Annotated in this window: 22 protein-coding genes; 13 read left to right on the plus strand and 9 right to left on the minus strand. The window is 69.8% G+C overall.

The features are described from left to right. Positions 1-13 precede the first annotated feature (13 nt). Positions 14-1,660 carry an alpha-amylase family glycosyl hydrolase gene (locus tag ABZ027_RS30755; RefSeq protein ID WP_356773987.1) on the minus strand — a complete coding sequence of 549 codons (1,647 nt, stop codon included), beginning with the start codon at positions 1,658-1,660 and terminating at the stop codon, positions 14-16. A gap of 415 nt (positions 1,661-2,075) precedes the next feature. Between ABZ027_RS30755 and ABZ027_RS30760 the strand changes: the two genes are divergently transcribed. The 8 genes from ABZ027_RS30760 to ABZ027_RS30795 all read left to right on the plus strand — a co-directional run bounded on the left by ABZ027_RS30760 (position 2,076) and on the right by ABZ027_RS30795 (position 10,257). Then, a complete protein-coding gene (locus ABZ027_RS30760; protein WP_356773935.1) occupies positions 2,076-3,029 on the plus strand; it encodes an LAETG motif-containing sortase-dependent surface protein in 954 nt (317 codons plus the stop codon). A 303-nt stretch (positions 3,030-3,332) separates the two neighbouring features. Further along, positions 3,333-3,794 (plus strand): hypothetical protein, encoded by a 462-nt coding sequence (locus tag ABZ027_RS30765; RefSeq protein WP_356773937.1) that lies wholly within the window; start codon positions 3,333-3,335, stop codon positions 3,792-3,794. Further along, positions 3,794-5,554, plus strand: coding sequence for a translation initiation factor IF-2 (locus ABZ027_RS30770; protein WP_356773939.1), 1,761 nt, complete (start codon positions 3,794-3,796; stop codon positions 5,552-5,554). The genes ABZ027_RS30765 and ABZ027_RS30770 overlap by 1 nt, the downstream gene beginning before the upstream one ends. Before the next feature lie 14 nt (positions 5,555-5,568). Then, on the plus strand, positions 5,569-6,813 hold the full coding sequence (mycP, locus tag ABZ027_RS30775) for a type VII secretion-associated serine protease mycosin (RefSeq protein ID WP_356773941.1): 1,245 nt from the start codon (positions 5,569-5,571) through the stop codon (positions 6,811-6,813). Positions 6,814-7,478: 665 nt separating this feature from the next. After that, a complete protein-coding gene (locus ABZ027_RS30780) occupies positions 7,479-7,877 on the plus strand; it encodes a hypothetical protein (RefSeq protein ID WP_356773943.1) in 399 nt (132 codons plus the stop codon). Between the two features lie 46 nt (positions 7,878-7,923). Next, positions 7,924-9,261, plus strand: a complete 1,338-nt coding sequence (locus ABZ027_RS30785) for a hypothetical protein (protein ID WP_356773945.1) — start codon at positions 7,924-7,926, stop codon at positions 9,259-9,261. Positions 9,262-9,289: 28 nt separating this feature from the next. Further along, complete coding sequence (locus tag ABZ027_RS30790) at positions 9,290-9,793, plus strand: hypothetical protein (RefSeq protein WP_356773947.1); 504 nt, start codon at positions 9,290-9,292, stop codon at positions 9,791-9,793. A gap of 2 nt (positions 9,794-9,795) precedes the next feature. Next, complete coding sequence (locus tag ABZ027_RS30795; RefSeq protein ID WP_356773949.1) at positions 9,796-10,257, plus strand: hypothetical protein; 462 nt, start codon at positions 9,796-9,798, stop codon at positions 10,255-10,257. Between the two features lie 181 nt (positions 10,258-10,438). Here the strand turns inward: ABZ027_RS30795 and ABZ027_RS30800 are convergent, their stop codons facing one another. Then, positions 10,439-10,663 (minus strand): DUF397 domain-containing protein, encoded by a 225-nt coding sequence (locus ABZ027_RS30800; protein ID WP_356773951.1) that lies wholly within the window; start codon positions 10,661-10,663, stop codon positions 10,439-10,441. Next, on the minus strand, positions 10,660-11,523 hold the full coding sequence (locus ABZ027_RS30805; protein ID WP_356773953.1) for a helix-turn-helix transcriptional regulator: 864 nt from the start codon (positions 11,521-11,523) through the stop codon (positions 10,660-10,662). The genes ABZ027_RS30800 and ABZ027_RS30805 overlap by 4 nt, the downstream gene beginning before the upstream one ends. Before the next feature lie 251 nt (positions 11,524-11,774). Here ABZ027_RS30805 and ABZ027_RS30810 point away from each other — a divergent pair, with 251 nt between their 5' ends. Further along, complete coding sequence (locus tag ABZ027_RS30810) at positions 11,775-12,104, plus strand: hypothetical protein (protein ID WP_356773955.1); 330 nt, start codon at positions 11,775-11,777, stop codon at positions 12,102-12,104. Next, positions 12,101-12,847 (plus strand): ATP-binding protein, encoded by a 747-nt coding sequence (locus tag ABZ027_RS30815; RefSeq protein ID WP_356773957.1) that lies wholly within the window; start codon positions 12,101-12,103, stop codon positions 12,845-12,847. The genes ABZ027_RS30810 and ABZ027_RS30815 overlap by 4 nt, the downstream gene beginning before the upstream one ends. A 198-nt stretch (positions 12,848-13,045) precedes the next feature. Here the strand turns inward: ABZ027_RS30815 and ABZ027_RS30820 are convergent, their stop codons facing one another. Together ABZ027_RS30820 and thrS are read right to left on the minus strand one after the other, a co-directional pair. Next, positions 13,046-14,008: a nucleoside hydrolase gene (locus ABZ027_RS30820; protein WP_356773959.1), complete on the minus strand. Its 963-nt coding sequence runs from the start codon at positions 14,006-14,008 to the stop codon at positions 13,046-13,048. A 101-nt stretch (positions 14,009-14,109) separates the two neighbouring features. Beyond that, entirely contained in the window at positions 14,110-15,333 is a 1,224-nt protein-coding gene (thrS, locus tag ABZ027_RS30825; protein WP_356773961.1) for a threonine--tRNA ligase, read from the minus strand. Between the two features lie 336 nt (positions 15,334-15,669). Here thrS and ABZ027_RS30830 point away from each other — a divergent pair, with 336 nt between their 5' ends. Next, positions 15,670-16,449 (plus strand): hypothetical protein, encoded by a 780-nt coding sequence (locus ABZ027_RS30830; RefSeq protein ID WP_356773963.1) that lies wholly within the window; start codon positions 15,670-15,672, stop codon positions 16,447-16,449. 169 nt (positions 16,450-16,618) lie between these two features. On the opposite strand, the gene ABZ027_RS30835 is transcribed toward ABZ027_RS30830, so the two are convergent. Both ABZ027_RS30835 and ABZ027_RS30840 read right to left on the minus strand, forming a co-directional pair. Beyond that, complete coding sequence (locus tag ABZ027_RS30835; RefSeq protein ID WP_356773965.1) at positions 16,619-17,305, minus strand: GAF and ANTAR domain-containing protein; 687 nt, start codon at positions 17,303-17,305, stop codon at positions 16,619-16,621. A gap of 438 nt (positions 17,306-17,743) precedes the next feature. After that, the gene (locus ABZ027_RS30840; protein ID WP_356773967.1) at positions 17,744-19,087 is read right to left on the minus strand and encodes a tetratricopeptide repeat protein; all 1,344 of its coding nucleotides are present in this window, start codon (positions 19,085-19,087) and stop codon (positions 17,744-17,746) included. Positions 19,088-19,217: 130 nt separating this feature from the next. On the opposite strand from ABZ027_RS30840, the gene ABZ027_RS30845 reads away from it, so the two are divergent. Then, positions 19,218-19,406, plus strand: coding sequence for a hypothetical protein (locus ABZ027_RS30845; RefSeq protein WP_356773989.1), 189 nt, complete (start codon positions 19,218-19,220; stop codon positions 19,404-19,406). Between the two features lie 42 nt (positions 19,407-19,448). On the opposite strand, the gene ABZ027_RS30850 is transcribed toward ABZ027_RS30845, so the two are convergent. Beyond that, on the minus strand, positions 19,449-20,012 hold the full coding sequence (locus ABZ027_RS30850) for a TerB family tellurite resistance protein (protein WP_356773969.1): 564 nt from the start codon (positions 20,010-20,012) through the stop codon (positions 19,449-19,451). A 113-nt stretch (positions 20,013-20,125) separates the two neighbouring features. Continuing rightward, positions 20,126-21,628, minus strand: a complete 1,503-nt coding sequence (locus ABZ027_RS30855; RefSeq protein WP_356773971.1) for a hypothetical protein — start codon at positions 21,626-21,628, stop codon at positions 20,126-20,128. Between the two features lie 369 nt (positions 21,629-21,997). On the opposite strand from ABZ027_RS30855, the gene ABZ027_RS30860 reads away from it, so the two are divergent. Next, the gene (locus ABZ027_RS30860; protein WP_356773991.1) at positions 21,998-22,408 is read left to right on the plus strand and encodes a hypothetical protein; all 411 of its coding nucleotides are present in this window, start codon (positions 21,998-22,000) and stop codon (positions 22,406-22,408) included. The last annotated feature ends 226 nt before the right edge of the window (positions 22,409-22,634 follow it).

The following is a 22,634-nucleotide window of genomic DNA, read 5'->3' on the forward strand; positions in this document are numbered from 1 at the left end:
CGGCTGAACGGTCCTACCCGACCCACACCGTGGTGTCCGGGCCGAGCCGCCCGTCCGCCAGGGGAGCGCTGCTCAGCAGCACCTCTCCGGGCGGCAGCGGGACGGCCGCCTGGGACAGGTTGGTGACACAGCGCCAGCCGTCGTGACGGCTGAAGTCGAGCACCCCGGGCGGGCCTCCGTCCGCCCAGGTCAGCGACTCGCCCTCCTGGAGCTTGCGGCGCACCCGCAGGGCCGTGCGGTAGAACTCCAGGGTCGAGCCGTCAGTCCCGTCCTGCGCCTCGACGGCGTACCGCGCGAAGCTCTCCGGCTGCGGCAGCCACGCGCCACCCGCCCCGAAGCCGTACGACGGTCCCGTCGTCGCCCACGGCAGCGGCACCCTGCACCCGTCGCGCCCCTTGCGGACACGTCCCGTCTGTTCCCAGATCGGGTCCTGGAGCACCTCGACCGGCAGGTCTGCCACCTCGGGCAGGCCGAGCTCCTCACCCTGGTAGAGGTACGAGGATCCGGGCAGCGCCAGCATCAGCAGCGTGGCCGCCCGGGCTCGTCGCAGCCCCGCCGCCTCGTCCACCGCCGGGGCGTGGCCGCCGGACAGCAGCCAGGCGTTGTCGTCGGTGCCGGGCGGCAGCATCAGGCGGGAGGCGTGCCGCACCACGTCGTGGTTGGAGAGCACCCAGGTGGCGGAGGCGCCGACCGCCTGCGCGGTGGCCAGCGAGTCGGTGATCACCTGGCGCAGCTCGTCCGCGTCCCAACCGGTCTGCAGGTACTCGAAGTTGAAGGCCTGACCGAGCCCGTCCGGGTGGGCGTACAGCGCGCGCCGGGCACCCGGGACCCAGGCCTCGGCGACGGCCATCCGGGGCGGACGGTAGGCGTCGAGGATCGTGCGCCAGTCCCGGTAGATCTCGTGGACGTCGTCACGGTCGAAGAAGGGGTGGGTGCCGGGCGGGAACTCGGACAGGGCCGCCTCGGCGCTGAGGGCGGGGGCACCGAGGTCGCGCAGCGGTTCGTCGAGGTCCTTGGCGAGGGCGTGGGCGACATCGACGCGGAAGCCGTCAACCCCGCGGTCGGCCCAGAAGCGCAGGGTGGTGCGGAAGTCGGCGCGGATCTCGTCGTTCGCCCAGTTCAGGTCGGGCTGCTGGGGCGCGAACAGATGCAGGTACCACTGCCCGTCCGGCACCCGCTGCCAGGCGCTGCCACCGAAGACGGACTGCCAGTCGGTGGGCGGGAGTTCACCGTGCGTACCGCGTCCGTCACGGAAGACGTAGCGGTCCCGGGCGGCGGAGCCGGGGCCGGCGGCGAGCGCCTCCTGGAACCAGACGTGCTGGTGGGAGGTGTGGTTGGGGACGAGGTCGACGATCACCTTGAGGCCGAGCCGGTGAGCCTCGACGGCCAGGGCGTCGAAGTCGTCGAGGCTTCCCAGGCGCGGGTCGACATCACGGTAGTCGGCGACGTCGTAGCCGCCGTCGGCGAGTTCGGAGGGGTAGAAGGGGCTCAGCCACAGCGCGTCGACCCCGAGGGCGGCGAGGTGGGTCAGCCGCCGGGTGACGCCCTTCAGGTCCCCGAGCCCGTCTCCGTCGGCGTCGGCGAAGCTGCGGGGATAGACCTGGTAGACGACCGCCTGCCGCCACCAGTCGGGGTCACGGGAGGACAGGTCGGCAGGCAGGTCGGGACGAGCGGAACGGTCGGCGTGCGGGACGGTCACGCGGTCTCCCTCGGGCGGTGGTCAATGGCTGGCACTGCGCCACTCTCGTATCTGTCCCCATTGTCGGTAAAGCGAACTCGAACGCTTTCGGAGTAGTTCATTCCCCGTGTGATGAAATTGTGACGGATCCTTGAACGCTCCCTGTATTGCCGCAGGTTGACAGCTTCCGCACGGAGATCCACGATGTGCGAACACCGTGATTCACGTGAGGCATGTGATCCGCAAGATGCACATGACGCATGTGCTGCATGGGTTGCATGGGTTGCATGGGTTGTTCGTGCTCCTTGCAGGTGATTCACCTGACCAGTGAAGCCGGTGTCTCTCACGACGGTGCTCCGCGGAGCACCCGCCACCCCCTCACCTTGATGGGATCCGCATGTCCATAGCCAGACGTGTCACCGCGCGCCGCCTGCTGGGGACGGGTGCCGCGGCGCTCGTCCTCTGTGCCGTCTCCGCCCCGACCTCCTGGGCCCACGGCACTCCCGGCGGCGACGGCTGGAAGTCCGGCGGCACCTACAAGCCCGGCACGGGCGCCGGCACGGAGACCGGAACCGACCGCTGCCAGTTCTCCCTGGACGGCACCGGCTTCTTCGACTCCGTCAAGGTCGACGACCAGAACCTCAAGCCCACCGACGACGGCAAGATCCACGTCAAGGTCCGCACCGCCGGTGACGCCGACTCCTGCACCGCCTCGCTGGCCTCCTACCTCGCCCACGGCGCCACCTTCAACACCTCCGGCGAGCAGGTCTTCGTCGACTTCGACACGGTGACCGTGAAGCCGGGCCAGACCGAGTCCCTCGACATCGCGGTGCCGGACGCGGGCTGCTTCGCGCAGGTCGACCTGTACCGGGGCGCGGTCAAGTTCGACGGCAAGCTCGACGTCAAGGACGGCTTCGTCCACGGCGACCTGCCCAAGGGCCCGGACCGCCCGGTCATCAAGGACAAGCTGATCGCGGGCTGGAACGGCGGCACGAAGGACTGCACGACGGTCCCGTCCGAGCCGCCGACCACCCCGGCCACCCCGACCTCCCCGCCCGCGACGACCCCGGAGAAGCCCTCCGAGCCCGCGACGCCGCCGGCCGAGGAGACCACGCCCCCGGCCGCCACCGAGCCGCCGGCGAGCGAGACCCCGGGCACCGACAGCCCCACCCCCTCGGCCTCCGAGTCCACCACGGCCCCGGCCGTCACGCCGAAGGGCGGCGGCGACGACCTCGCGGAGACCGGCGCCAACAGCAGCACCGGCCCGATCGCGATCGGCGCGGCGGTGCTGCTGGCGGGCGGAGCGGGCATCGTCGTGATGACCCGCCGCCGGAAGGCGACGCGTTCCTGACCGACGGGGACTGAGCAGTCCTGGCTGACCCGAAGAGGTCGCCCGCCATCGTGGCGCGGGCGGCCTCTTCGGCGTTTTTCCCGGCTGCGGTTTCTCATCTCCCGCCCTCGGGTCCCGTTCCCGTCACGGTGTTGGCTGGAATCACCTCACCCGCCCGAAACGGCCTGGGTGTTCGCTGTCACTGCTGGTAGTTACAGTTACTTACGAGTCGTTGACTGTTGATGACCTACGGGGGAGGACAGGGTGTCGCCGAGCGACAGTGGCGCGGCGTCGGGGCCGTCTTGGGTGTTTGACGTGTTCGACATGGCACAGGAGGCTGCCGGCGCGGCAGCCGAAGTCGTCGCGGAGTTCTCGTCCTTCACGAAGTTCCAGGCCCGCGTCGACGAGCTGATCCGTGACCTGAAGAGTTCCGCGGCGGGCCCGGACAAGGTCCGCCAGGAGCAGCTCGTACGCCACCAACTCGGCGGCGGGGACGGGGCGTGGGCGGAAGCGGCCGGTCTGTTCACCGCGTACGAGACGGTGATAGGCGAACTGGAGACTCTGTCGAAGCTCCTGTCCGACTCCATGGAGGGCATGAGCATCGCCGTGCTGGCCTCGCACAAGGGCTACGAGGGCATCGATCTGGACGTCCGCGACCGCATGGTGGCGATCAGCACCGAGACGACCAAGCACTACGGCGGAAGCTACGACCCCGAGAAGGCCCGGACGGGTCAGACCGGCGCCGACAAGGGCCCGTCCGACAGCGACGCGGGAGGCTCGATCTGATGTCTGCCAAAGCACCCTCGGGCGGCACGCCCTTCGAGGACATGAGCCACGAGCAGATGCTTGCGTGGCTGGATCAGGCCAACTCCGGCACGGTGCAGGCCGCAGCCGACCGCCTGATCGCGGCCGCCAAGGAGATCCGCAGCATCGCCGAGGACCTCAAGGTCCGCCCGCAGTACGTGGAATGGAAGGGCGAGGGCGCCGAGGCCTTCCGCACCTGGGCCGGCGACCTGGCCAACTCCACCCTGCGACTGGGCGACTTCAGCGAGGACGCGGCGAAGTGGCTGGGCCAGACATCGGGAGCGATCGCCACGGCCCAGGCCTCCATCCCACGCGACATGCCCGGCGCGAAGGCGAACCTCGCGGCGGCGCAGTCCGCGCACAACGACCCGGACGCGGCGGCGGTGAGCGCCAAGTCCCGAAGCGAACTCGACGCGCTGACGGCGAACCGGGAGAAGGTCCGCCTCGAGGCGGCCGCGCAGATGCGGAAGCTGGGGCAGACGTATCAGGTGTCGGCGACGGAGATGGGGAAGCTGGAGAGGCCTAAGTTTCCGCCGCCGCCGGAGGCGTTTGTGCCGGTGCGTGAGAATGAATCAGCGGACCTGGCTCGTCCAGCGGTTTCCGGACAAGGCGTGTCTCAGGCGGGCGCTGCTCCGGTTTATCAGGCGTCGCGCGGCTCGGATACACGGTCTGATGCGTCCACCCCACGCCAGTCCTCAGCGGTGCCATCGCCTGAACGCCGTCCAACGTTGGACTTGGATCAGCCCACGCGGATGGGCATCGACTCCGTTGGCACGCTGCCTCCGCACACGCAGTCCCCGCATGGTGTGCCAGACGCACTGCCCAGCCCGGACCAGCTGAAGAATGGTCCGACACCTCAGACCGGCACGGCGCCGCCGGCGTTCGGCCCGCCGGTCAACACCCCGGTAGGGCAAGGGCGGTCTCCTGTCATGGGCCGGACGCCGTTCCAGCCTGGGCAGGGGGCGACGGCGAATCCTGTAGGGATGGCCCGGGGCGGTACCGGAAGCGGTAGCGGTGTCGTCGGGGGCCGCCCTGTGCCACAGGCCTCGGGCAGGTCAATGGGCATCCCGCGCGGCACCGTCGTGGGCGGCGAGGGCATGCCCACGCGTGGGCCGATGGGTCCGACCGCCGGTTCGACAAATCCGATCGGCCAGGCGATGGGCCAGCAGGGCCAGACGCCTGGTCGTCGTATCTCGAACGGTGGCGTCATCGGTGGGCGTCCACTCCCGAACGAAGGCACGGGTACTGCCCGTCCCCAGCAGCCGGGACGTGCGGGGGCAGCGGTGTCCAGGCCTGGCTACCCAGGCAGCGCAGCGAGTCCTGGCACCGCGGGCCGCGGCGCGGCCACACCTGGCAACCCCGCCACCGCCGCGAATCCGGGCACCGCGGGCCGCAGCGCGTCCAGACCTGGCACCCCCGCCACCGCAGGCCGTGGCCCGGCCACACCTGTCAACCCAGGCACCACCGCGAATCCCGGCACCGCAGGCCGGGGCGCGGCCACACCTGTCAACCCCGCCACCGCCGCGAATCCCGGCACCGCAGGCCGCGGTGTCGTAGGTGGTACGTCCGGCGCGGGCCGCCACGGCGAGAGGCAGGGAGCCGCCGGGTCTGGTGCCTCTCACCGAACTCCCGCGAACAGAACACCCGACAGCAACGGCAATGGGCGACCATATGGCGTGGTCGAGGATGAGGAGACCTGGCGACAGGGCATCCGCCCCGCCATGCCGCCGGTCATCGACTGACGTATCCGGGAACGATGAAAGCGAAGTTCATGCGTACCAGTAGCACTCGACACAGGGGCCGCCGAGCCACGGCAGCGGCGGTCCTCGGCCTGCTACTGGTGGGCGCCGCAGGCACGCCGGCCAGCGGGGAGTCGACCCGCGAGAAGCAGTGGTTCCTCGACGCCATGAAGGCCGAGCAGATGTGGCAGACCAGCACCGGCAAGGGAATTACCGTCGCTGTGATCGACACGGGAGTTGATCCGGACAACCCCGATCTGAAGGGCCGAGTGCTCGCTGGGAAGGACCTTGCACCTACAAGCCGAGCCGGTGACGAGCACACGGACTACGACGGCCACGGTACGGGGATGGCCGGGCTCATCGCCGGTACGGGTGCTTACCAAGGCGGAAAGGGCGCCTTCGGCCTCGCACCGGGTACGAAGATCCTCCCCATCCGGATGCCGGGCAAATTTGACGAAAATCCCTTCTCGGGACCGGCCTACCTCAGCAAAGCCATCCGCTACGCCGCAGACTCTGGCGCTCGGGTCATCAACATCTCAGCCTCCACGACGGCCCACTCGCCCGAACTGACTGCTGCGTCGAAATACGCCCTGAGTCGCGGTTCGCTTGTATTCGCAGCTGTGGGCAACAGCGGGGACAAGGGAAACCCAGTTGAATACCCAGCGGCCACACCCGGTGTCGTAGGCGTGGCATCGGTGGGCAAGAACCTCCAGCGAGCTTCCTCGTCCCAGTTCGGACCTCAGGTGGACATGGCCGCTCCCGGCGAAGACTTGGTCCACGCCTGCGGGGGAAAAACCGGCCTGTGCGAAACCAGCGGCACTAGCGGCGCCACCGCCCTGGCCTCCGCCAGTGCCGCCCTCATCTGGTCCAAGCACCCCACCTGGACCAACAACCAGGTCCTCCGCGTCATGCTCAACACCATCGGCGCCCCGACAGACGGCAAGAAGCGCAACGACTCCATCGGCTACGGCATCGTCCGACCGCGCATCGCCCTGCAGAACCCCGGCGACCCCGGCAAGGCCGACGTGTATCCGCTCCCAGACCTCGCAGCCGCGGAGGCATCGGCATCACCGAGTTCAAAGGCCTCGGCGCCTGAAGCTGGAAACGCCCCTGCAAAGGGCTCCGACTCCCAAGCCTCGGCTTCGTCCTCGGAGGGCAGCGGGAGCCCAGGCCTCTGGATCGGCCTGGGCGTCGGGGTCGCCGTGCTGTGCGGGGCCCTGGCGGGCTTCGTCGTAGCCAGGCGCCGACGCATGAGCAGCTGATATTCAGCTAGCGGAGACGCGTCCAACCCGCTGTCTGACCCCCTACACACGGATTAGGACGGCTCCGACGCGGTGCTCACACGAGCCTCAGCCAGATCGTCTCAGCCGCCTTGGGCCGCGCTGATCGCTCTCCTACTCGCGCCGTCGTCCCTGCCAGAGCAATGGCGCTACTACATCTACTCTCCAGCGAGCGTGGGCTTGTGGCTGTTGGCCATGCTCTTCGCGCCCGCCGTGGTCTGTACCGTCAAATGGCGATGGATCAGGTCGGGCGGCAGGTGAGAGGCCGCCTCCAAGGACGAGGCCTCCGCTGCTCCGGCAAAGAAGGTTAAGCCAACCGAAGCCTCCGCCAAGGACAGCAACAGGCTGTTGTGGGGCGCACTCGGTGTCGGCTCCGCGTGCTGCCGGGGGCGGAGCCGCCCCGACCCCGACGATTCGGTTAAACCGTTACGGCCGCCGTCACCAGTAGGCGCCGCTTCGGGTAACTCCGATGAGCGGTCGGCCCGTTGGGCGATGCGTCACGGTTGGAGGTCCATAACTGCGATGCGATGGATGGTTGCTAGCCTGGCAGGCGCACGCCAAATGAGTGCACTCGGGGGGAAGCGTCCATGTCGGAGTCCGCAGGAGATCGCCACATAGTCGCTGGCGCGGCTGCACACCCGGCCGGTATGCGACTGAATCAGCTCCCGGCCGATGGAGGGGGTTTCTCAGGCGGCAAGAAGGACCTGGCGTCCTCGCCCGCCGAGAAGCAGGCCGCAGCGACTGCCATCGAGAACCACATCGAAAACGGAACCAGGACTGCAGGTGACCGGCCCGACGACGACACGGGTGCTGTCGTCAAAGCCTTCGATGCGAAGGACGGGCAGGGATGGCTCACCTCGGGCGCCGTGCGCAAGGCCCACAAGACCTGGGACGAGCAGGTTCAGAACCTCATGAACCGGCTGTCGTCAGACAAGGCCGCCTTGCGGCAGGGCAACAGCACGCTGCAGGGCACAGACGTCGGCGTCGGCGCAATGGCTCGCACGACGTCCGTATTCGACATGTACACACCGCCGCCGCAGAACTGACTGCTGCCTCAACCTGATTCGTACGCCACCGCATTCAACGGGGACCATGCCGACGTATCACGAGATATTGACGACCAACCTGTCAACACTCACCACAGCTGCGGACAGTTGGGATGACGCGGCCAAGAAGTTCCACGAACAGGAGAAGGCATACAAACGGGACGTCCACGGCATCACCCTTGGCCCGACTTGGACGGGACTGAGCGCGGACGCCGCGAACAAGCGTTTCGCCATCACCCTGAAGGAGTTCCAGAACGCCCAGACCGAAGCAACGGCAATTGCAGGGCTACTCCGGGACGCGTACACGCAGTTCGTGGATCTGCGCAAGAGACTTGAGTCAGACCGGGACGAAGCCATCGCCAAGGGCATGAAGGTCTCGGACCAGGGCGTGGTCTCGTACGACACGACGCTGCTCAGTGATGGCGAGCGCACGGCTCTCCACCATGACCCCGACTACCAGGACAGTGTTCGCAAAGCCGTCAGCTCCTGGCAGCAGCGCATTGACCAGGCTGTGAAAGCCGTCGGCGACGCCGACAACGGCGTCGAGGTCGCCTTCAAGGCCGTGGTCATCGACTCTGACGCCAGGGACGGAACGTTCAACGGCTTTAACGGCGCCGCCGTGGGCGACATCGAAAAGTATGAGGCCGAGGCAGCGGGATCCAAGGCCGGCACTGAGACCGACGGGTGGCACTCCGAGCGCAAGCTCAAGCTGACCGGGCTCGATGCCGGCTTCTCCGTCACCCCCGATCCCAAGTACGGCAAGGAGGGATCGGTCAAGGCTTACGCCGACCTCTTCCACGCGACCGCGGAAGGGAAGCTGACCAATGGAGACTGGAAGCTTTCTGGGATAACCGACGCCTACGGGGGAGCCAGGGCCACCGCGAACTACGGATTTAACAACAAGGGTGTCGTCGGCAAAGCCGAGGTGTCCGCGGGTCTGCGGGCTTTGGTCGAAGGCCGGGCAGAGTATGGGCCTTACGCCGGTGGCTACGTTCGGGGCGAGGGATTCGCCGGTGCCGAGGCTGGAGTCAACGTCAAGGCGACCAAGGACGAGTTCACCGTCGGCGGGAAGGCGTTCGCTGGAGCGAAAGGCACCGTCGCCGGAGGTGGCGAGGTTGCCGGAATTGGTTTCGGCGCGACGGCTGAGGGGTGGGCAGGTCCCGGTGCGGAGGCTTGGTGGGGCTATAAGAAGGACGACGACGGGACATTTCACCTCGGCGGGAAGGCCGGCGCCTCCCCCGTCTTCGGCGGTGCAGCGGGCTTCGAGATCACCGTCGATCCGGACAAGTTGAGCAAGTCGGTCAGCGACGCCGCCGACGCAGTGGGGGACACGGTCGGCGACGGCATCAACTCCGTCAAGGGCACTGTCACCGACTGGTTCTGATCTACTTTCCCTTCAAGGAGGGCGCGAAATGCCCACAACACTACCGATACCCATCAAGTTCCAGTTGCCAGAGGGCTGGCTCCCCGCCAGGCCAAGGGAGTTCGACGCTGCGAGTGTGGCCTTCGCTGCCGTGCATCCGCAGCCAGATGCCGGGTTCGCCGCAAACATCACCATCGACGGCGAGGTACCGCCGGACGCGGTGACGCTAGCGGACCTCGCAGACAAGTCGGTGGAGCGCCTGCACGAGGTTGCTGAGTCGGTGGTGGTGACGCACCTCCGCGAGGTCGGCTCCGCCGACGCTCCCGCCCTGAGCCAGCGTCTGGCCTTCTCCACCATCATCGACGGTGAGCGCCGCGACCTTGTCCAGTCACAGGTGTACCTGTCCCTGTCCCTGTCGGATGCCGGGGATGCACACAAGCGCGCAGCAATCCGGTTGGCTCTGACTGCCACTGCGGCCCAGCACGACGCTGTAGTGGGAGATTTTCAGGACTTCATGCGCACGATTCGCCCGGACACCGGGACGGAGGCATAGCGATGGGCATTTTCGACAAACTGACCGGCACCAAGCGCCCTGACAGCGGTGTTGTACCTCGCTCTTCCGACGAGGTCCGAGCCGCACTTTTCGCACTCAACGGGCCAGACGCGCCGTACCGCGTACGCCACGCTGTGCCTACCGAGAAGGCCGACTTGGTGGCGGAGTGCCGGATTCCGCGGGTGGGGCTGAGACTAAAGACCAGCATGCGCCTCGTCCCGGAGAAGCAAGAGGTGCGCTTTCTCGACGAGCGATGGGAGAATCGTTCGGCTGATCAGGCCAGCGCGCAGTACGGACGGGGGCACGCCCCCGCTGTATTCCGACAGATGGAGACCAAGCAGGACCCCGACGGCCGCAAGCACAAGGTCGAGGCATTCCGCTTCGACACGCGGGAGATGACAGATCCCCTGCGTAACGTGGTCCTCAGCGCTGGATGGACCTGGCGGGGCGTGTTCAAGCTCTGATCGGCAGAGGGACCCATCCGCGCGCAATTCGAGTAATGCTCAGTTCGAAGGGGCGCCCAGCGTGCGGGGCGCCGTCGCGTTCGTAGACGGACCGGATGCTGACACGGCCGTAAGCACACTCCAGAACCACGATGTCCGCAGGCTGGCCAGTGCAAGTTTGTCGGTAGTCGGCGGCCCGTCATCAGCCTTCGCGTATACCTATCTGCATCTTCAAGCTCGTGATGAAAGCCGAAAAGGCATCGGCAGGCAGGTTCAGCTCGCCTCGTCGTGGAGCCTTCGAGTCGCGGACCCAGGTGGCCCTGCCGCTGAACGCCACCTCCACGCAATCGCTCCCGGATCCTCCGCTGTACGAGGACTTGAACCACCGAGCGCCGTCGTTTTCGTCCCCTTGAGCCAGTGCCATCATCGCTCCTTGTGTGCTGCGGCGGTGAACTCTCCGACCAGTTCCGCGAGCAGGCCGCTCGTGTCCGAAGGGCTGAGCGCCTGTGACCGCAGATACTCAAAGACCACCTTATGCCGCTCCAACTCGGCCGACTTCTCCAGGTACAGAGCCCCGCTGAGGTTGCTGAGGTGCACCACGTCGAGCGACGTCTCGGCACCACGGATGATGATGAAGCTGGTGCTTTCAGCCGCATGTGCACCCACGTCGAACGGAAGGATCTGCACCGTGACGTGCGGGGTACTCGCCGCAGCACGCAGGTGCTCCAGCTGTTCGGCCATCACCTGAACAGATCCGACTCGGCGGCGGACAACGGCCTCATCCAGGATTGCCCACATGTGAGGCGGAGTCTCTCTTTTGAGGACCTCCTGCCGCTTCATCCGGACGTCCACCATTCGCTCGATCAACTCAGGCTCGGCGCGCACCTCGGCCGCCTGGATAACGGCGGTGGCGTACGCGCGGGTCTGTAGCAGCCCGGGCACGTAGGTGTTGGCCCAGTGGCACTCCTCGACTGCCTCGTCCTCAAGCGTGAGCAGCGGTGTGATCCAGCCGGGAATCGCGTCGTTGTAGCTCTTCCACCACCCCTGCACCTTGGCGCTCTTGGCCAGGGCGACGAGTGCCGCGCGCTCTTCGTCCGTGACGTCATACGCACGGCACAGAGAGTCCACAACCAGCCACTTCACCGGTCCGTGGTTGGACTCGTACCGGTTCACGGTCGCCCGCGACACCCCGGCCGCCTCTCCGGCCATTTCGAGGGTGAGCCCCTTGGAGTCCCTCAACCGCTTGAGCTCGGCGCCAAGTTGGCGGCGCCTAGTGGTTGGTCCCACGGTTGCCCTTTCTCTTTGTCCGCACCGTTGTCGAGGTGTCCGACCAGGTCGGGACCACGCTCACACATGTCCGCACGGAGACGCGTCACTCACACGAGGGAATTTCGAGAGAAGCTCTCTGTGAGATTCTCACAGAGAGACGATCGATGCCAGACTCCAGACAACGAAAGAGGCGCCGCGACCTGCTGGTGGTCGTCTCGGCGTGCCTCAAGAACACCTGATTCGCATGCTCAACCACGCTGGGAGTTCTCATGCGACGACTGATCAGACGGCTCGCTGAGTGGACGAACCTGCTCTTCAAGCCGACCGGCCGCCTTCGCGAAGAGCATCTGTCGCCGCCGGCCCGTCTCCGTGCCCCTCAACCTGTCGTGGCCAGCCCTGCCATCGCACCCACCGTCCACCGCTGGTTCACCCCCATCGACGGCGCCTCCACCCCCCTCGTCCGCCCCTACCTCGCCGCGCACGAGCGCGAGGAGAAGGCCCGTATCCAGCGGCTGCGCCGTGACGCCCTCTGGTGTGCCACGTACGGCGTCGACCTCGATACGCGCGACATCCACGCCTGTCTGGAGGTGGCGTCGTGAACGGCGAGGCGAGTCATGTGCGACTTCTGCCCTGGACCGGCGCCCACGGGCAGCCCTGTTTGCTCGTCACCGACCGGGGCGGGGTCGTTTCCCGGCTCGCCGACCAGGTCGAGGACGTCCAGCTCGGGTTGGCGGAACGGCTACTGGTGCGGGCGCGGGAAGTAGTCGCGACGCCGGAGCAGTCAGGTAGTGAACTGAGCAAACTGGCAGGCCAGTTGATTGATGCCCTGCAGGATGCTCTGCTCATCGCCGGGTACCGGAGCGCACGTCGCGAAAGGGCGGAGCGGCCAGGAGTACGCGAGCAGAACGGGGCGCCAAGGTCCCGCCCCGCCCCGGTCGAGGCCGTTCTCCCGCTGACCCTCCCAGGTCACGACCGCGCCTCCGCCTCCATCGCCCGACGCCATGTGCGCGACACCACCCGGTCGTGGGGCCTGCCTTCGTGTGCGACGGATGACCTGGAGACGATCGCCGGAGAGCTCGTCGCCAACGCCGTCGAGCACAGCGGGAGTCACGCCATCACGGTCACCTGCGCCCTCTCCACCCGGTCGGCCACGATCAGCGTGACGGACGAAGGCGGCGGAGGACGTATGCCCCTGGCCCCGGCCGGACCACCGCCGCCGCCCGACCAGGAGCACGGACGCGGTCTGCTGATCATCGAAGCGCTGGCAGACGGATGGGGAACACGACGGGCGGGCGGCGAGCTGACGGTATGGGCCGAGGTCAGCCTCACGTCCCTCGGATAACCCTGGTCCGCGCCCCGAAGACGCAGAGGGTTCCAGCGCTTCGCACCTCCGAGCCGAGGATCGTGTTCGGCCATTCCCACGCTGCACAGGCGGACTCTTCGGAGCCCTCAATCATTAGGAGTGCACTTCTAAGGAGTGTGCTCCTAAGAGATGCACCGGTAGGCACCCCCGTGCTCTTGATACCTGTGCGGTGACCGCCTACGGCGTCTCCACCGTCGTCAGCCACAGCTTCACGTACCGTTCCACGTCGACGCCCAACGCCACGTCCACCAGGGGCTGGGTGCGGACGCCCTCGTGGATCTCGGACTCGCCGGGGCGGGGGCGGCGGTCGACGATGGTCTGGCCGCGGGCGGGGCCGGCGGCCAGGTTGACCTCGACCGGGAGCGGTTCGGTGGTGATGCCCTGGGGGTCGACGACGGCGCAGACCGCGCCCGCGTCGCCGAGGCCGCCCGTGGGGGTGGGGTCGCCGGAGGTGGCCGGGTCGCGGTGGGCGAGGAGTTCGCCGGCCAGTCGGAGCCGGGGTTCCGAACTGGCGCGCAGCCGCTGGACGTCGGCGGCCGGGACGAGGACCTGCTTGAACACGTCGAGGCCGTACATGGTGATCGGTACGCCCGCGGTGAGCAGGATCGCCGCCGCCTCCGGGTCGTGCCACACGTTGAACTCCGCGACCGGTGTGGCGTTCCCGGTGGCCACCGCGCCGCCCATGAACATGATCCGCTCGATGTTGCGCACCACCTCGGGATGGGTGCGCAGCAGGAGGGCGATGTTCGTCAGGGGCGCCATGGGGATGAGCGTGACCGGGCGCGGGGAGGCGAGGATCTCGCGGCGCAGCAGCGTCACCGCGTCCACGTCCACCGGGACCCGGGTCGGCGCGGGCAGCCCCAGGTCGCCCATCCCGTCCTGTCCGTGCACATGCCGGGCCGTGCGGACGGGCTCGATCAGCGGGCGTTCGGCGCCCCGGGCGACCGGTATCCCGGGGGCGCCCGCCTGTTCCAGCACGGTGAGGGTGTTGCGGACGACCCCGTCCACGTCGGTGTTCCCGGCCACGCAGGTCACCGCGCGCAGGTCGAGCGCGGGATGCCGTACGGCGAACAGGAGGGCCAGGGCGTCGTCGACGCCGGTGTCGCAGTCGATGATCACCGGGATGGGCTGACCGGTCATGGCTGTCCTCTGGTTCTCTCGACGGGCCGGAAACCCGACCTTACGCAGCCGAACTTACGCCCTCCGCTTCCGCGACCGACCCGCCCCCAGCGGGCCCGGCCTCACGCTGCGCCCGCCCACAGTTCCGCCCCGCGATCACCGACCCGGGCGGCGATCCGGTCCAGCAGCTCCCCGACGGGTACCGCTCCGGGGCGCCTGCCGTCCCTCAGCCGTACGGCGGCCAGCCCGTCGTCGGCCTCCCGTTGCCCGACCACCGCCTGGTACGGCACCAGCCGCGCCGCGCGGATCCGGGCGGCGAGAGTGCCCTCGCCGGAGCCGTGGAGTTCCGCCCGCAGCCCCCGGGCCACGGCCTGCCGTACGACCTCGTCGGCCTGCTCCTCCTGGGCCTCGGCCACCGGCAGCACCGCCAACTGCACCGGGGCCAGCCAGGTGGGGAACGCGCCGCCGTGTTCCTCGATGAGGTGCGCGACCGCCCGTTCCACGCTGCCGATGATGCTGCGGTGCACCATGACGGGCCGGTGTTTCGCCCCGTCGGCGCCGATGTAGTGCAGGTCGAAGCGTTCGGGCTGGTGGAAGTCGATCTGGACGGTGGAGAGGGTGGACTCACGGCCGGCCGGATCGGTGATCTGCACGTCGATCTTGGGGCCGTAGAAGGCTGCCTCGCCCTCGACCGCCTCGTACTCCACGCCGGACGCGTCGAGCACCTCCCTCAGCAACGCGGTGGCCCGCCGCCACAGGTGCGGGTCGGCGACGTACTTGCCGCCCTCACCGGGGAGAGAGAGGCGGTGGCGGGCGGCGCGGATGCCGAGGTCGGCGTAGGCCCGGCCGATCAGCTCCAGGGCGGCCCCGGCCTCCGCCACGGCCTGGTCCAGGGTGCAGAAGATGTGCGCGTCGTTGAGCTGGATGGACCGCACACGGGTCAGGCCGCCGAGCACCCCGGACGGCTCGGAACGGTACATGCCGCCCAACTCGGCCATCCGCAGGGGTAGTTCGCGGTAGCTGTGGGAGCGGGAACGGTAGATGAGCGCGTGGTGGGGACAGAGGCTGGGCCGCAGCACGACCTCCTCCGCGCCCAGCGCCATCGGCGGGAACATGTCGTCGCTGTAGTGGGACCAGTGACCCGAGATCTCGTACAGCTCCCGTTTGCCGAGGACGGGCGAGTACACGTGCCGGTACCCGGCGGCGCGCTCCGCCTCCCGGACGTACTCCTCCAGGGCGTGCCGTACGGCGGCCCCGTCGGGAAGCCAGTACGGCAGCCCCGCGCCCATCAGCGGGTCGGTGTCGAACAGGTCGAGATCACGGCCGAGTCGTCGGTGGTCGTACACGGTGGGCTCTCCTCACGGTCGCCCGGACCGAGCACCCCGCACGACAAAGCCCCGGGGCACTCGCCCCGGGGCTCGGAAACTGACTCGTCGATCAGCGCGCCGGGACACTGTCCGGCGTCGTCGTGGAAGACGGGCGTACTGCGTGGGCGCGCTGCATGCGGGCGACGGTAACAACGGGGCGGGGGCCCGGCAACGGGATTTCGGCCCACCTCGGCCTGCGGCGCGTGTCCGTATCCGACCCCTCACCCGGACGGCCCGGCTCGCTGGTGGAGCGTGGGCGGGGGTGGTGCCGTAAGAGGGCGTACTCGACCTTGGACGCCCCAAGGAGGCACCCCCGTGATCCCGTCCCCGGCCCGCGCCCGCTCCCTCGCCGCCTCCGCTCTCGCCCTGGGTGCCCTGCTCGGCACCGCCTCCTGCGACGCCCTCACCACCCCGCCCACCGCCGAGAAGCCCGACTACGCCGCTACGACCGCCGCGCCCACGGCGTCGCCGGGAGGCACCCCCGCGCTCACCCAGGCGCAGGCGCAGGCCGCCCTCGTCACGGCGGCCGACCTGGGGGAGCAGTGGGCGCCCACGCAGGGTGTGGCGACCTGGCACGACGGGCTGCTGAAGGCGACGGTCCAGCGGCCCGACTGCCGGCGCCTGCTCGACACCCTGTACGCCGAGGACCTGTTCGGCGCGAACACCCGCGCCCGCGCGGTGACCGGCCTCGACGACGTCTGGAACGGGTCCCAGCTGCGCTACCAGGTCGTCACCCAGAGCCCGGCCGACGTGGACCGCACAGTGGCCTGGCTGAAGACCCTCCCCGCGAAGTGCGCCGAGTTCACGGTGACCACGGCCCACGGCGCTGTGCAGAACGTCCAGGTCACCGACGCGGGCCTGCCGGGGGTGGGGAACGCGCGGCAGGGGCTGCGGATCACCCTGTCGGGTGCGACGCTGAACGACGAACCGGTCCTGCTCACCCTGGACGTCGCCGTCGTCCGGGTCGGCGACGACGCGATCGGGCTCACCCACGGCGGCCTCGGCGACGTATCGCCCGACGTCACCCAGGCTGCCGTACAGCTGGGAGCGCAGCGCCTGGCGGAGGTCCGCAAGACCGGACGGGCACAGATCTGATCCCGGCCGGCCGGGGTCTGTCGCAGCGGACCGCAGCAGATCGCAGCAGATCGCGGAAGATCGCGGAAGATCGCAGGAGACCGCAGGAGACCGCAGCAGATACTCACGAGTCACCGTCGATACTCGCGACTCACGGTCGCCCGTCAGCAGCAGTTACGGCGGCCGCCCCTCACCAGTCCCGGTCGAATCTCTCCCTGTGCGAGACCACGTCACGCGCCACCTCCAGGGCGGTGCGGTTGTGCGCGAAGGCGTGGGCGCGCAACCGGGCCAGCGCCTCCTCCGAGGCGACACCGAGCTGCGCCATGATCATGCCGACGGCCTGGTGGACCTCGTCATGATCGGTGGCCAGGCCGCTCAACCAGGGTTCCTCTCCTCCGTATCCGTTCTCCTCCCCCCGGGGCAGCGCCACCAGGGCTGCCGTCATGACGTCGGCGACGAGCTGCGCGGTGCGCACTTCCTCGGCGGTGAGCCCGCCGGGGACGCGGCGGTAGAGGTCGATCGTTCCGACGCACACGGCGTCCTGCGCGAGGGGAAGCGAGTACACGGCCCGCACCCCGGCCGCCGTCGCCTCCTGGGCGAAGACCGGCCAGCGCACAGCGTCCCGTCCGCTGGCGAGGTCGGCGACGAGCACCGGGGCGCCGATCGCGGCCGCGTACGTGCAGGGGCCCTCGCCCAGGGTGGCCTGGACCTCCGACAAGTGGGCGGCCTGGTCGCTGCTCGCGCTCAGCTGGACGGGCATGCCGTCACTGCGCAGCGACACGCTCGCGCCGACCACCGGCAACAACTCGACCGCGACCTCGCACAGCCGTCCGGGGATCTCCACGGGTGCCGCGCCCCGCACGCACCCCGCGATCACGTCGGCCGCCGCCCGCTCCTGCGCTTGTTCCCGCGCCGGTGCCTGATCGTGTCGCCGATCCCGATCCGGATCCTGGTCCCGATCCGGATCCCGGTCGCGTTCCCGTGCCCGATCCGGATCCCGGTCGCGTTCCCGTGCTCGTCTCTGCTCGTGAGGGGCGTCGCGGTCGGTCTGCCGGGGATCGCCGCCGCTCGACGCGCCACACGGACCAAGCTCGTCGTCCTCGGGGGTCCTGGGCCGCACGCCCACCGCCTCCTTCGATCAGCGCGGCCTTCGTCGTCCATGGTCTCCCGCTGCGGGCGCATCCGAAGCAGGGTCACCAGACGTGGCGACCGCGCGGGGCGCAGGCCGACTACCCTCCGCCCGAGGGGCGAAACACACCGACGCGCACGGCGAGCCGGGGGCCGACGGGACGGGCTGTGCGCCGTCCCGCTCACGTCATACCGAAGGCTGCGCGGGCGCGGGCCCGAGGGTGGTCGTTCCGGGGGCCGTACGGTGCCCCAGTCCCGTCCGGTAGGCGTCCAGCGCCGCCTCGACGCGTCCGGTACGACGCAGCAGGTCTCCCAGCAGCCGGCACAGGTCCGCCAGGTCACCGGCGGCGCCCGCGCGTTCCAGCAGGCTGAGCGCGCGGACGTAGTGCTCCTCGGCGGCGTCGCTGTCCCGGGCGTCCTCGGCGATGATGCCGAGGAGACGGTGGGCGGCGGCGGAGTGCAGGGCGCCGCGTTCGGGGCTGAGGTCGCTGAGCACGTCGTGCAGCAGGGCGGCGGCCTCCTCGGACTTGCCGCGCCGGTGCAGTACGTCGGCGAGCTCGACGGCGGCCTGGCTGGAGTAGAGGGCGGCGCGGCGGGCCGAGAGCATGGTGAGCGCCTGCCTCAACTCGTCCTCGGCTCGCTCCAGTTGGCCGTTCTGCGCATACACGTAGCCGCGCATCCAGTGGCAGTTGGCCAGCTCGGTACGGAGTTGCAGCTGCCGGTACAGCTCGGCGGCCTTGGCGAGTGAGGCGTCGGCCTCGGCGACCCGGCCCTCGGCGATCAGGGTGCGGGCGACGGCGCGGTGCATCCGGGCGATCAGCGCCGGGTCGCCGGACTGCGGGGCGAGGGCGAGGGCGAACTCGGCGGCCTGGGCGGCCCGGGCGTGCGCGCCCATGTCCATGTAGGGGCCGATGACGCTGGCGTAGAGGAGGAGCAGGGCGTCCGGGTCGTGCAGGCCGGTGCGGTTGAGCTCGTCGATGGTGGACTCCAGCAGGTAGACGGAGTACCGGAGTTCACCTGCCAGGTAGTGCGACACGGCCCGTCCCCGCAGGGCCGGGACGCGGACCGGTAACGGGACGTCCCCGAACGCCTCCCCGGCCCGCTCGAAGTAGCGGCGCCCCTCGTCCAGCTCGCCGGTCTCCAGGGCGCATTCGCCGAGCCCGAGCAGGGCGGCCGCGCGCAGCTCCCCGAGGTCGAGCGACTCGGCCTCGGCGAGCAGGCGGGCGTACTGCTCGGCGGCCGCCTCGGCCTCCCCGGTGGCGAGGGTGCGCTGGGCCTCGGTGAGCCTGAGCCGCATCTCGATCACCAGCCGGGCCGGCCGGCCGGTCGCCAGTTCCTCGAAACCGACGCCGAGCCGGTCGGAGAGATGGCGGAGCGCGTCGTCGGAGGGGCGGACCCGACCGGCCTCCAGGGTGGAGATGTACGCCGGGGTGTAGGCGGGCTCGGCCAACTGTTTCTGGGTCAGCCCGCGTTCCACGCGCAGCAGTTGCACCCTGCGCCCGATCGTCACCGGGTCGTCGCGCTCCGACATCGCCCAACTCCCCTTGTGCCTCTTGCCGTTCGCCTCTGACAGCCCCTAGGTTAAACGGCGTATTAAGCATGCTTAAGTTATCGCTGAGCTGTTCCGAGCTGTCGTGAGCTGTCGTCGCTGCGAGGTCGCCGTGCTTGAACGCCCCAGCACCACCCGGCGTTACACCCGAGGCGTGGCCGCGGCCGTGATCGCGGTCGCCGCCCTGGTCCTGGCGGCGAACGCCGGCCCGGCGCGGGCGGCGGAACCGACGCAGGTCCAGGGACAGCATGCCGTCCCTGACACGGCCCCGTCCGCCCGTTCGACAAGTCAGCGGGCCTGAAGGGTCCTTTCCCCGAGTCCGAGTCGGAGCCCGAGCCCGGGATCAGAGCTGGAACTCCGCCGGCGACACCCCCAGTGCGGCGCAGGCCTCCCTGAGGACCGTCTGCTCGGCCTGGGAGAGATGGCCGTCGGCGCCGGCGATGACGATGCCGGTCTGGATCACCGCGCGTGCCTCGGTCGGCTTCTTGGCGGCCTTGGCGATCTCCTGCATCGCCTCCGCCCTGCCCTGCTGGAAGTCCCGGGTGAGCTGGCTGACGTGCTTGTGGAAGCGCTGCCGCAGCTGCTCCGGCGGGAAGTTCTGCAGCACCTCGTTGCTGAGGATCAGCGACTCCACCTGCTGCTGCTCGGTCGCGTCCACGTGCCCGTCGGCGGCCGCGACCAGCGCGCACATCGCCATGCTCGCGTCCCGGTAGGCGCCGCTCTTCAGCTCGGTCTTGAGCGTGCCGAGCTGCGACTTCAGCACACCGACCAGCTGGGCGCGCGAACCGCCGGACCCCGCGCCGCCGCGCCCGCCGGTCGCACCGCCATGGCCGCCCGTCGGGCCGCGCCCGCCCTGAGACTGCTGAAGTGTCTTGGCCTGGTCCTTGAGCTTGTCCCACAGCGGCATTGCCGTCACCTCGGTAGTAGTCGGAGCCATCACCCGGTCAACGGCCGCCCCAAGGTAAAGGTTCCACAAAGCCCGCCCGAACCTTCCGACGGATGACCGGCGCGGGACACCGGCTAACTCTGTGTCTGCAGCTGCCGCAGCTGGCGGTGGATGTTCTCCAGCGCGCCCTGCCGACGCCCGGGCACCCGGCCTCGCAACTCCGCGAGCAGGGAGCCGAGTTCACGGGCGGGCGCCAGGTCACGGATCTGGCTCCACTGGTGGTGGGCCCGGTCGACGGCCGCCTCCACGGCAGGCGAGTCGGACGTCTGCCCGGCGGTCAGCCGAGCCCCGGCCACCGCCAGCCAGGTACGGCAGCTGCGCACCGGATCCCCGGCGAACATCGCCAGGTCCGCCCGCACCTCCGCCCAGTGCAGGGCCTGCTCGGAGCCGGGCCCATGCGCACGCACGGCGGCCTTCTCGTGCTCGGCGGCGAGAGCGTCGGCATCACCGTGCCGCCCGGACTGGACGGCTTCGGTGATGTAGGCGTGGGGGTCGTCGTCGGGGGCCGGGCGGCGGTCGGGGATTTGCGGTGCGGCGTCGGGGTCCGAGCGGCGTGCCGGGGCTTTCAGCTGGTCGTCAGTGACCGGGCGGCGGTCGGGGGTTTGCGGTGCGGCGTCGGGGTCCGAGCGGCGTGCCGGGGCTTTCAGCTGGTCGTCAGTGACCGGGCGCCGGGCGGGAACTTGCAGCACGTTGTCAGCGTCCGGCCGCCGGTCCCGGGCCGGTGCTTGCAGCCCGTCGTCAGCGTCCGGCCGCCGGTCAGGTGCGGTTACTTCCAGCCCGTCCGGCGTTTGAGGACGAGGCCGTTCAGGCCGATACGGGGGTCTGGGGGCGGCGCCCCCAGGGGCCGGCACCACCACCTGCGGCACCGCAGGAGGAACAGGCACCCCGCCCGCAGGGGCCGGCACCACAACCTGCCGCCCCGCAGGAGGAACCGGCGCCCCACCCCCAGCCGCCGGCACCGTCACCACCAGGTCCCCGTACGCCTCGCTGCCCAGCCGGGCCAACGCCTGCTGATGCAGCTCCAGGAGGTCAGGCCGACGCCCGCTGCGCAGGATCGTCGCGATCGCCTTCATGTACCCCGGCGCCGCCACCGTCCGCCGTGACGGCGGCGGCGCGATCCGCCCGTACACCGCGATGCCCCTGCCGCAGTCCAGCGGGTTGGCCCGCAGCCACGCCCAGGTCTCCGCGTCCGCGTGCAGGTCGAGGAACAGGGCCGTCGACCCGGGCGTGCGCAACCGCAGTTCCTCGCGGATCCAGTGCCAGGGGAAGGCGGTGTAGCGGGCGGTGGACGTGGTGGTGCGGGCCAGCGCCAGGTGCGGCAGGTGCTGACGGCGGTCGAGCAGGAGCTGGCCGGTGAGGAACACGGTCAGCGGCCCGGGCGCGGTCGCGGCGGCCCGCAGGCGGGTGAGGACGGCCTGCGGTTCCAGCGGGTCGGCGAGCTCGACGACGTTCGCCGTGTCGGTCCCCGACAGCACCGCGGGCGACACGGCCGCCAGAACGGGAAGCACGGACGCCGCGTCCACCAGACAGCCCTTGCCCACCGGTGCGGCGGCGAGCAGCAGCACGGTCCCCGGCATCGGTCCCTCCCCATCCCCCGTCGATCACGTACCTCAGCACCGTAACCGCTGCGGCTGCAAAGGAGGACCTCAGGACTGCAAACGTCCCTTTCGGGCGGTCTCCCCACCGGACGTCAAGCGGGCCGAGGTGTCCGGACGAGGGGCCCACCCCAAGAACCTCCCCCCTCCCTGACTTCCCCGGCGTCCCCGACTCCCCCGCTTCCCCGAATTGAAGCCCTCCCGCCGACTTGCCAGCGCCCGTCTCCAGGTGTGCTCTGGAAGGGCGGGCGGGGGCGAGGAGAGAGGAGCCCTCTCATGACTCATGCGGCACCCGCGTCCGGCGGCAAGCGCGGAACACTCGGCGTCCGCAGGGCCCACGCGAGGAACCGGATGGTCAGGCCGGTTCACACGCCCGACGTCTTCGACGAGCGGTTCCACCGGATCGCACGGGTCGCGATCCCGGTAGCGCTCGGACTCGTCTACGGCTACTGGGCCGCGGCCAACCGACGCGCCGGCGGCCCCATCACCGGCTGGAACATCCTGTTCGGCTTCGTGACCGCACTCGCGTTCATCGTGCTGTGCCTCGCGGTGGCGACCTGGGCCCCGCTGCTGAAGCGCGAACTGCACTCGGGCGTGAAGTCCGCCTTCGCAGGCGCGTCCATCGGCTTCCTCTACAGCCAGAGCGGCGACAGCGTCCTGCGCTGCGCGGTCCTGGGCCTGCTGGTCGGCGCGGCGATCTACGTCGTGTTCTTCTACCGCTACTACACACGCGAGGACGCGGAGGGCAACCGCGTCCGCTGACCCGCTCCGCTGAATCGCGTGACGTGTTCCGCTGACGCCCGCTGTGCCCGGGCAACACCACGTGGACCCTGGACTTCGGCACGACTTCGGCACCACCACATGGCCCCCGGCAACACCACGTGGACCCCGGCGATATGGCCGGGGCCCACGTGCTTCCCTCATCCCTCCACTCACCGGCCGACCAGGACCAGGTCCCGGCCACCCGACAAGGATCCGGCGACGCTCT

The organism is Streptomyces sp. NPDC006332, from assembly GCF_040612855.1.
Taxonomy (GTDB): domain Bacteria; phylum Actinomycetota; class Actinomycetes; order Streptomycetales; family Streptomycetaceae; genus Streptomyces.

Excerpts from the sequence above, each read along its gene's own strand:
- ABZ027_RS30760 (WP_356773935.1), top strand. The coding sequence starts at position 2,076 with ATGTCCATAGCCAGACGTGTCACCGCGCGCCGCCTGCTGGGGACGGGT.
- ABZ027_RS30795 (WP_356773949.1), top strand. The coding sequence starts at position 9,796 with ATGGGCATTTTCGACAAACTGACCGGCACCAAGCGCCCTGACAGCGGT.
- ABZ027_RS30810 (WP_356773955.1), top strand. The coding sequence starts at position 11,775 with ATGCGACGACTGATCAGACGGCTCGCTGAGTGGACGAACCTGCTCTTC.
- ABZ027_RS30780 (WP_356773943.1), top strand. The coding sequence starts at position 7,479 with ATGCGACTGAATCAGCTCCCGGCCGATGGAGGGGGTTTCTCAGGCGGC.
- ABZ027_RS30785 (WP_356773945.1), top strand. The coding sequence starts at position 7,924 with ATGCCGACGTATCACGAGATATTGACGACCAACCTGTCAACACTCACC.
- ABZ027_RS30790 (WP_356773947.1), top strand. The coding sequence starts at position 9,290 with ATGCCCACAACACTACCGATACCCATCAAGTTCCAGTTGCCAGAGGGC.
- mycP (WP_356773941.1), top strand. The coding sequence starts at position 5,569 with ATGAAAGCGAAGTTCATGCGTACCAGTAGCACTCGACACAGGGGCCGC.
- ABZ027_RS30800 (WP_356773951.1), bottom strand. The coding sequence starts at position 10,663 with ATGATGGCACTGGCTCAAGGGGACGAAAACGACGGCGCTCGGTGGTTC.
- ABZ027_RS30850 (WP_356773969.1), bottom strand. The coding sequence starts at position 20,012 with ATGCCGCTGTGGGACAAGCTCAAGGACCAGGCCAAGACACTTCAGCAG.
- ABZ027_RS30840 (WP_356773967.1), bottom strand. The coding sequence starts at position 19,087 with ATGTCGGAGCGCGACGACCCGGTGACGATCGGGCGCAGGGTGCAACTG.
- ABZ027_RS30820 (WP_356773959.1), bottom strand. The coding sequence starts at position 14,008 with ATGACCGGTCAGCCCATCCCGGTGATCATCGACTGCGACACCGGCGTC.
- ABZ027_RS30855 (WP_356773971.1), bottom strand. The coding sequence starts at position 21,628 with ATGCCGGGGACCGTGCTGCTGCTCGCCGCCGCACCGGTGGGCAAGGGC.
- ABZ027_RS30860 (WP_356773991.1), top strand. The coding sequence starts at position 21,998 with ATGGTCAGGCCGGTTCACACGCCCGACGTCTTCGACGAGCGGTTCCAC.
- ABZ027_RS30770 (WP_356773939.1), top strand. The coding sequence starts at position 3,794 with ATGTCTGCCAAAGCACCCTCGGGCGGCACGCCCTTCGAGGACATGAGC.
- ABZ027_RS30765 (WP_356773937.1), top strand. The coding sequence starts at position 3,333 with ATGGCACAGGAGGCTGCCGGCGCGGCAGCCGAAGTCGTCGCGGAGTTC.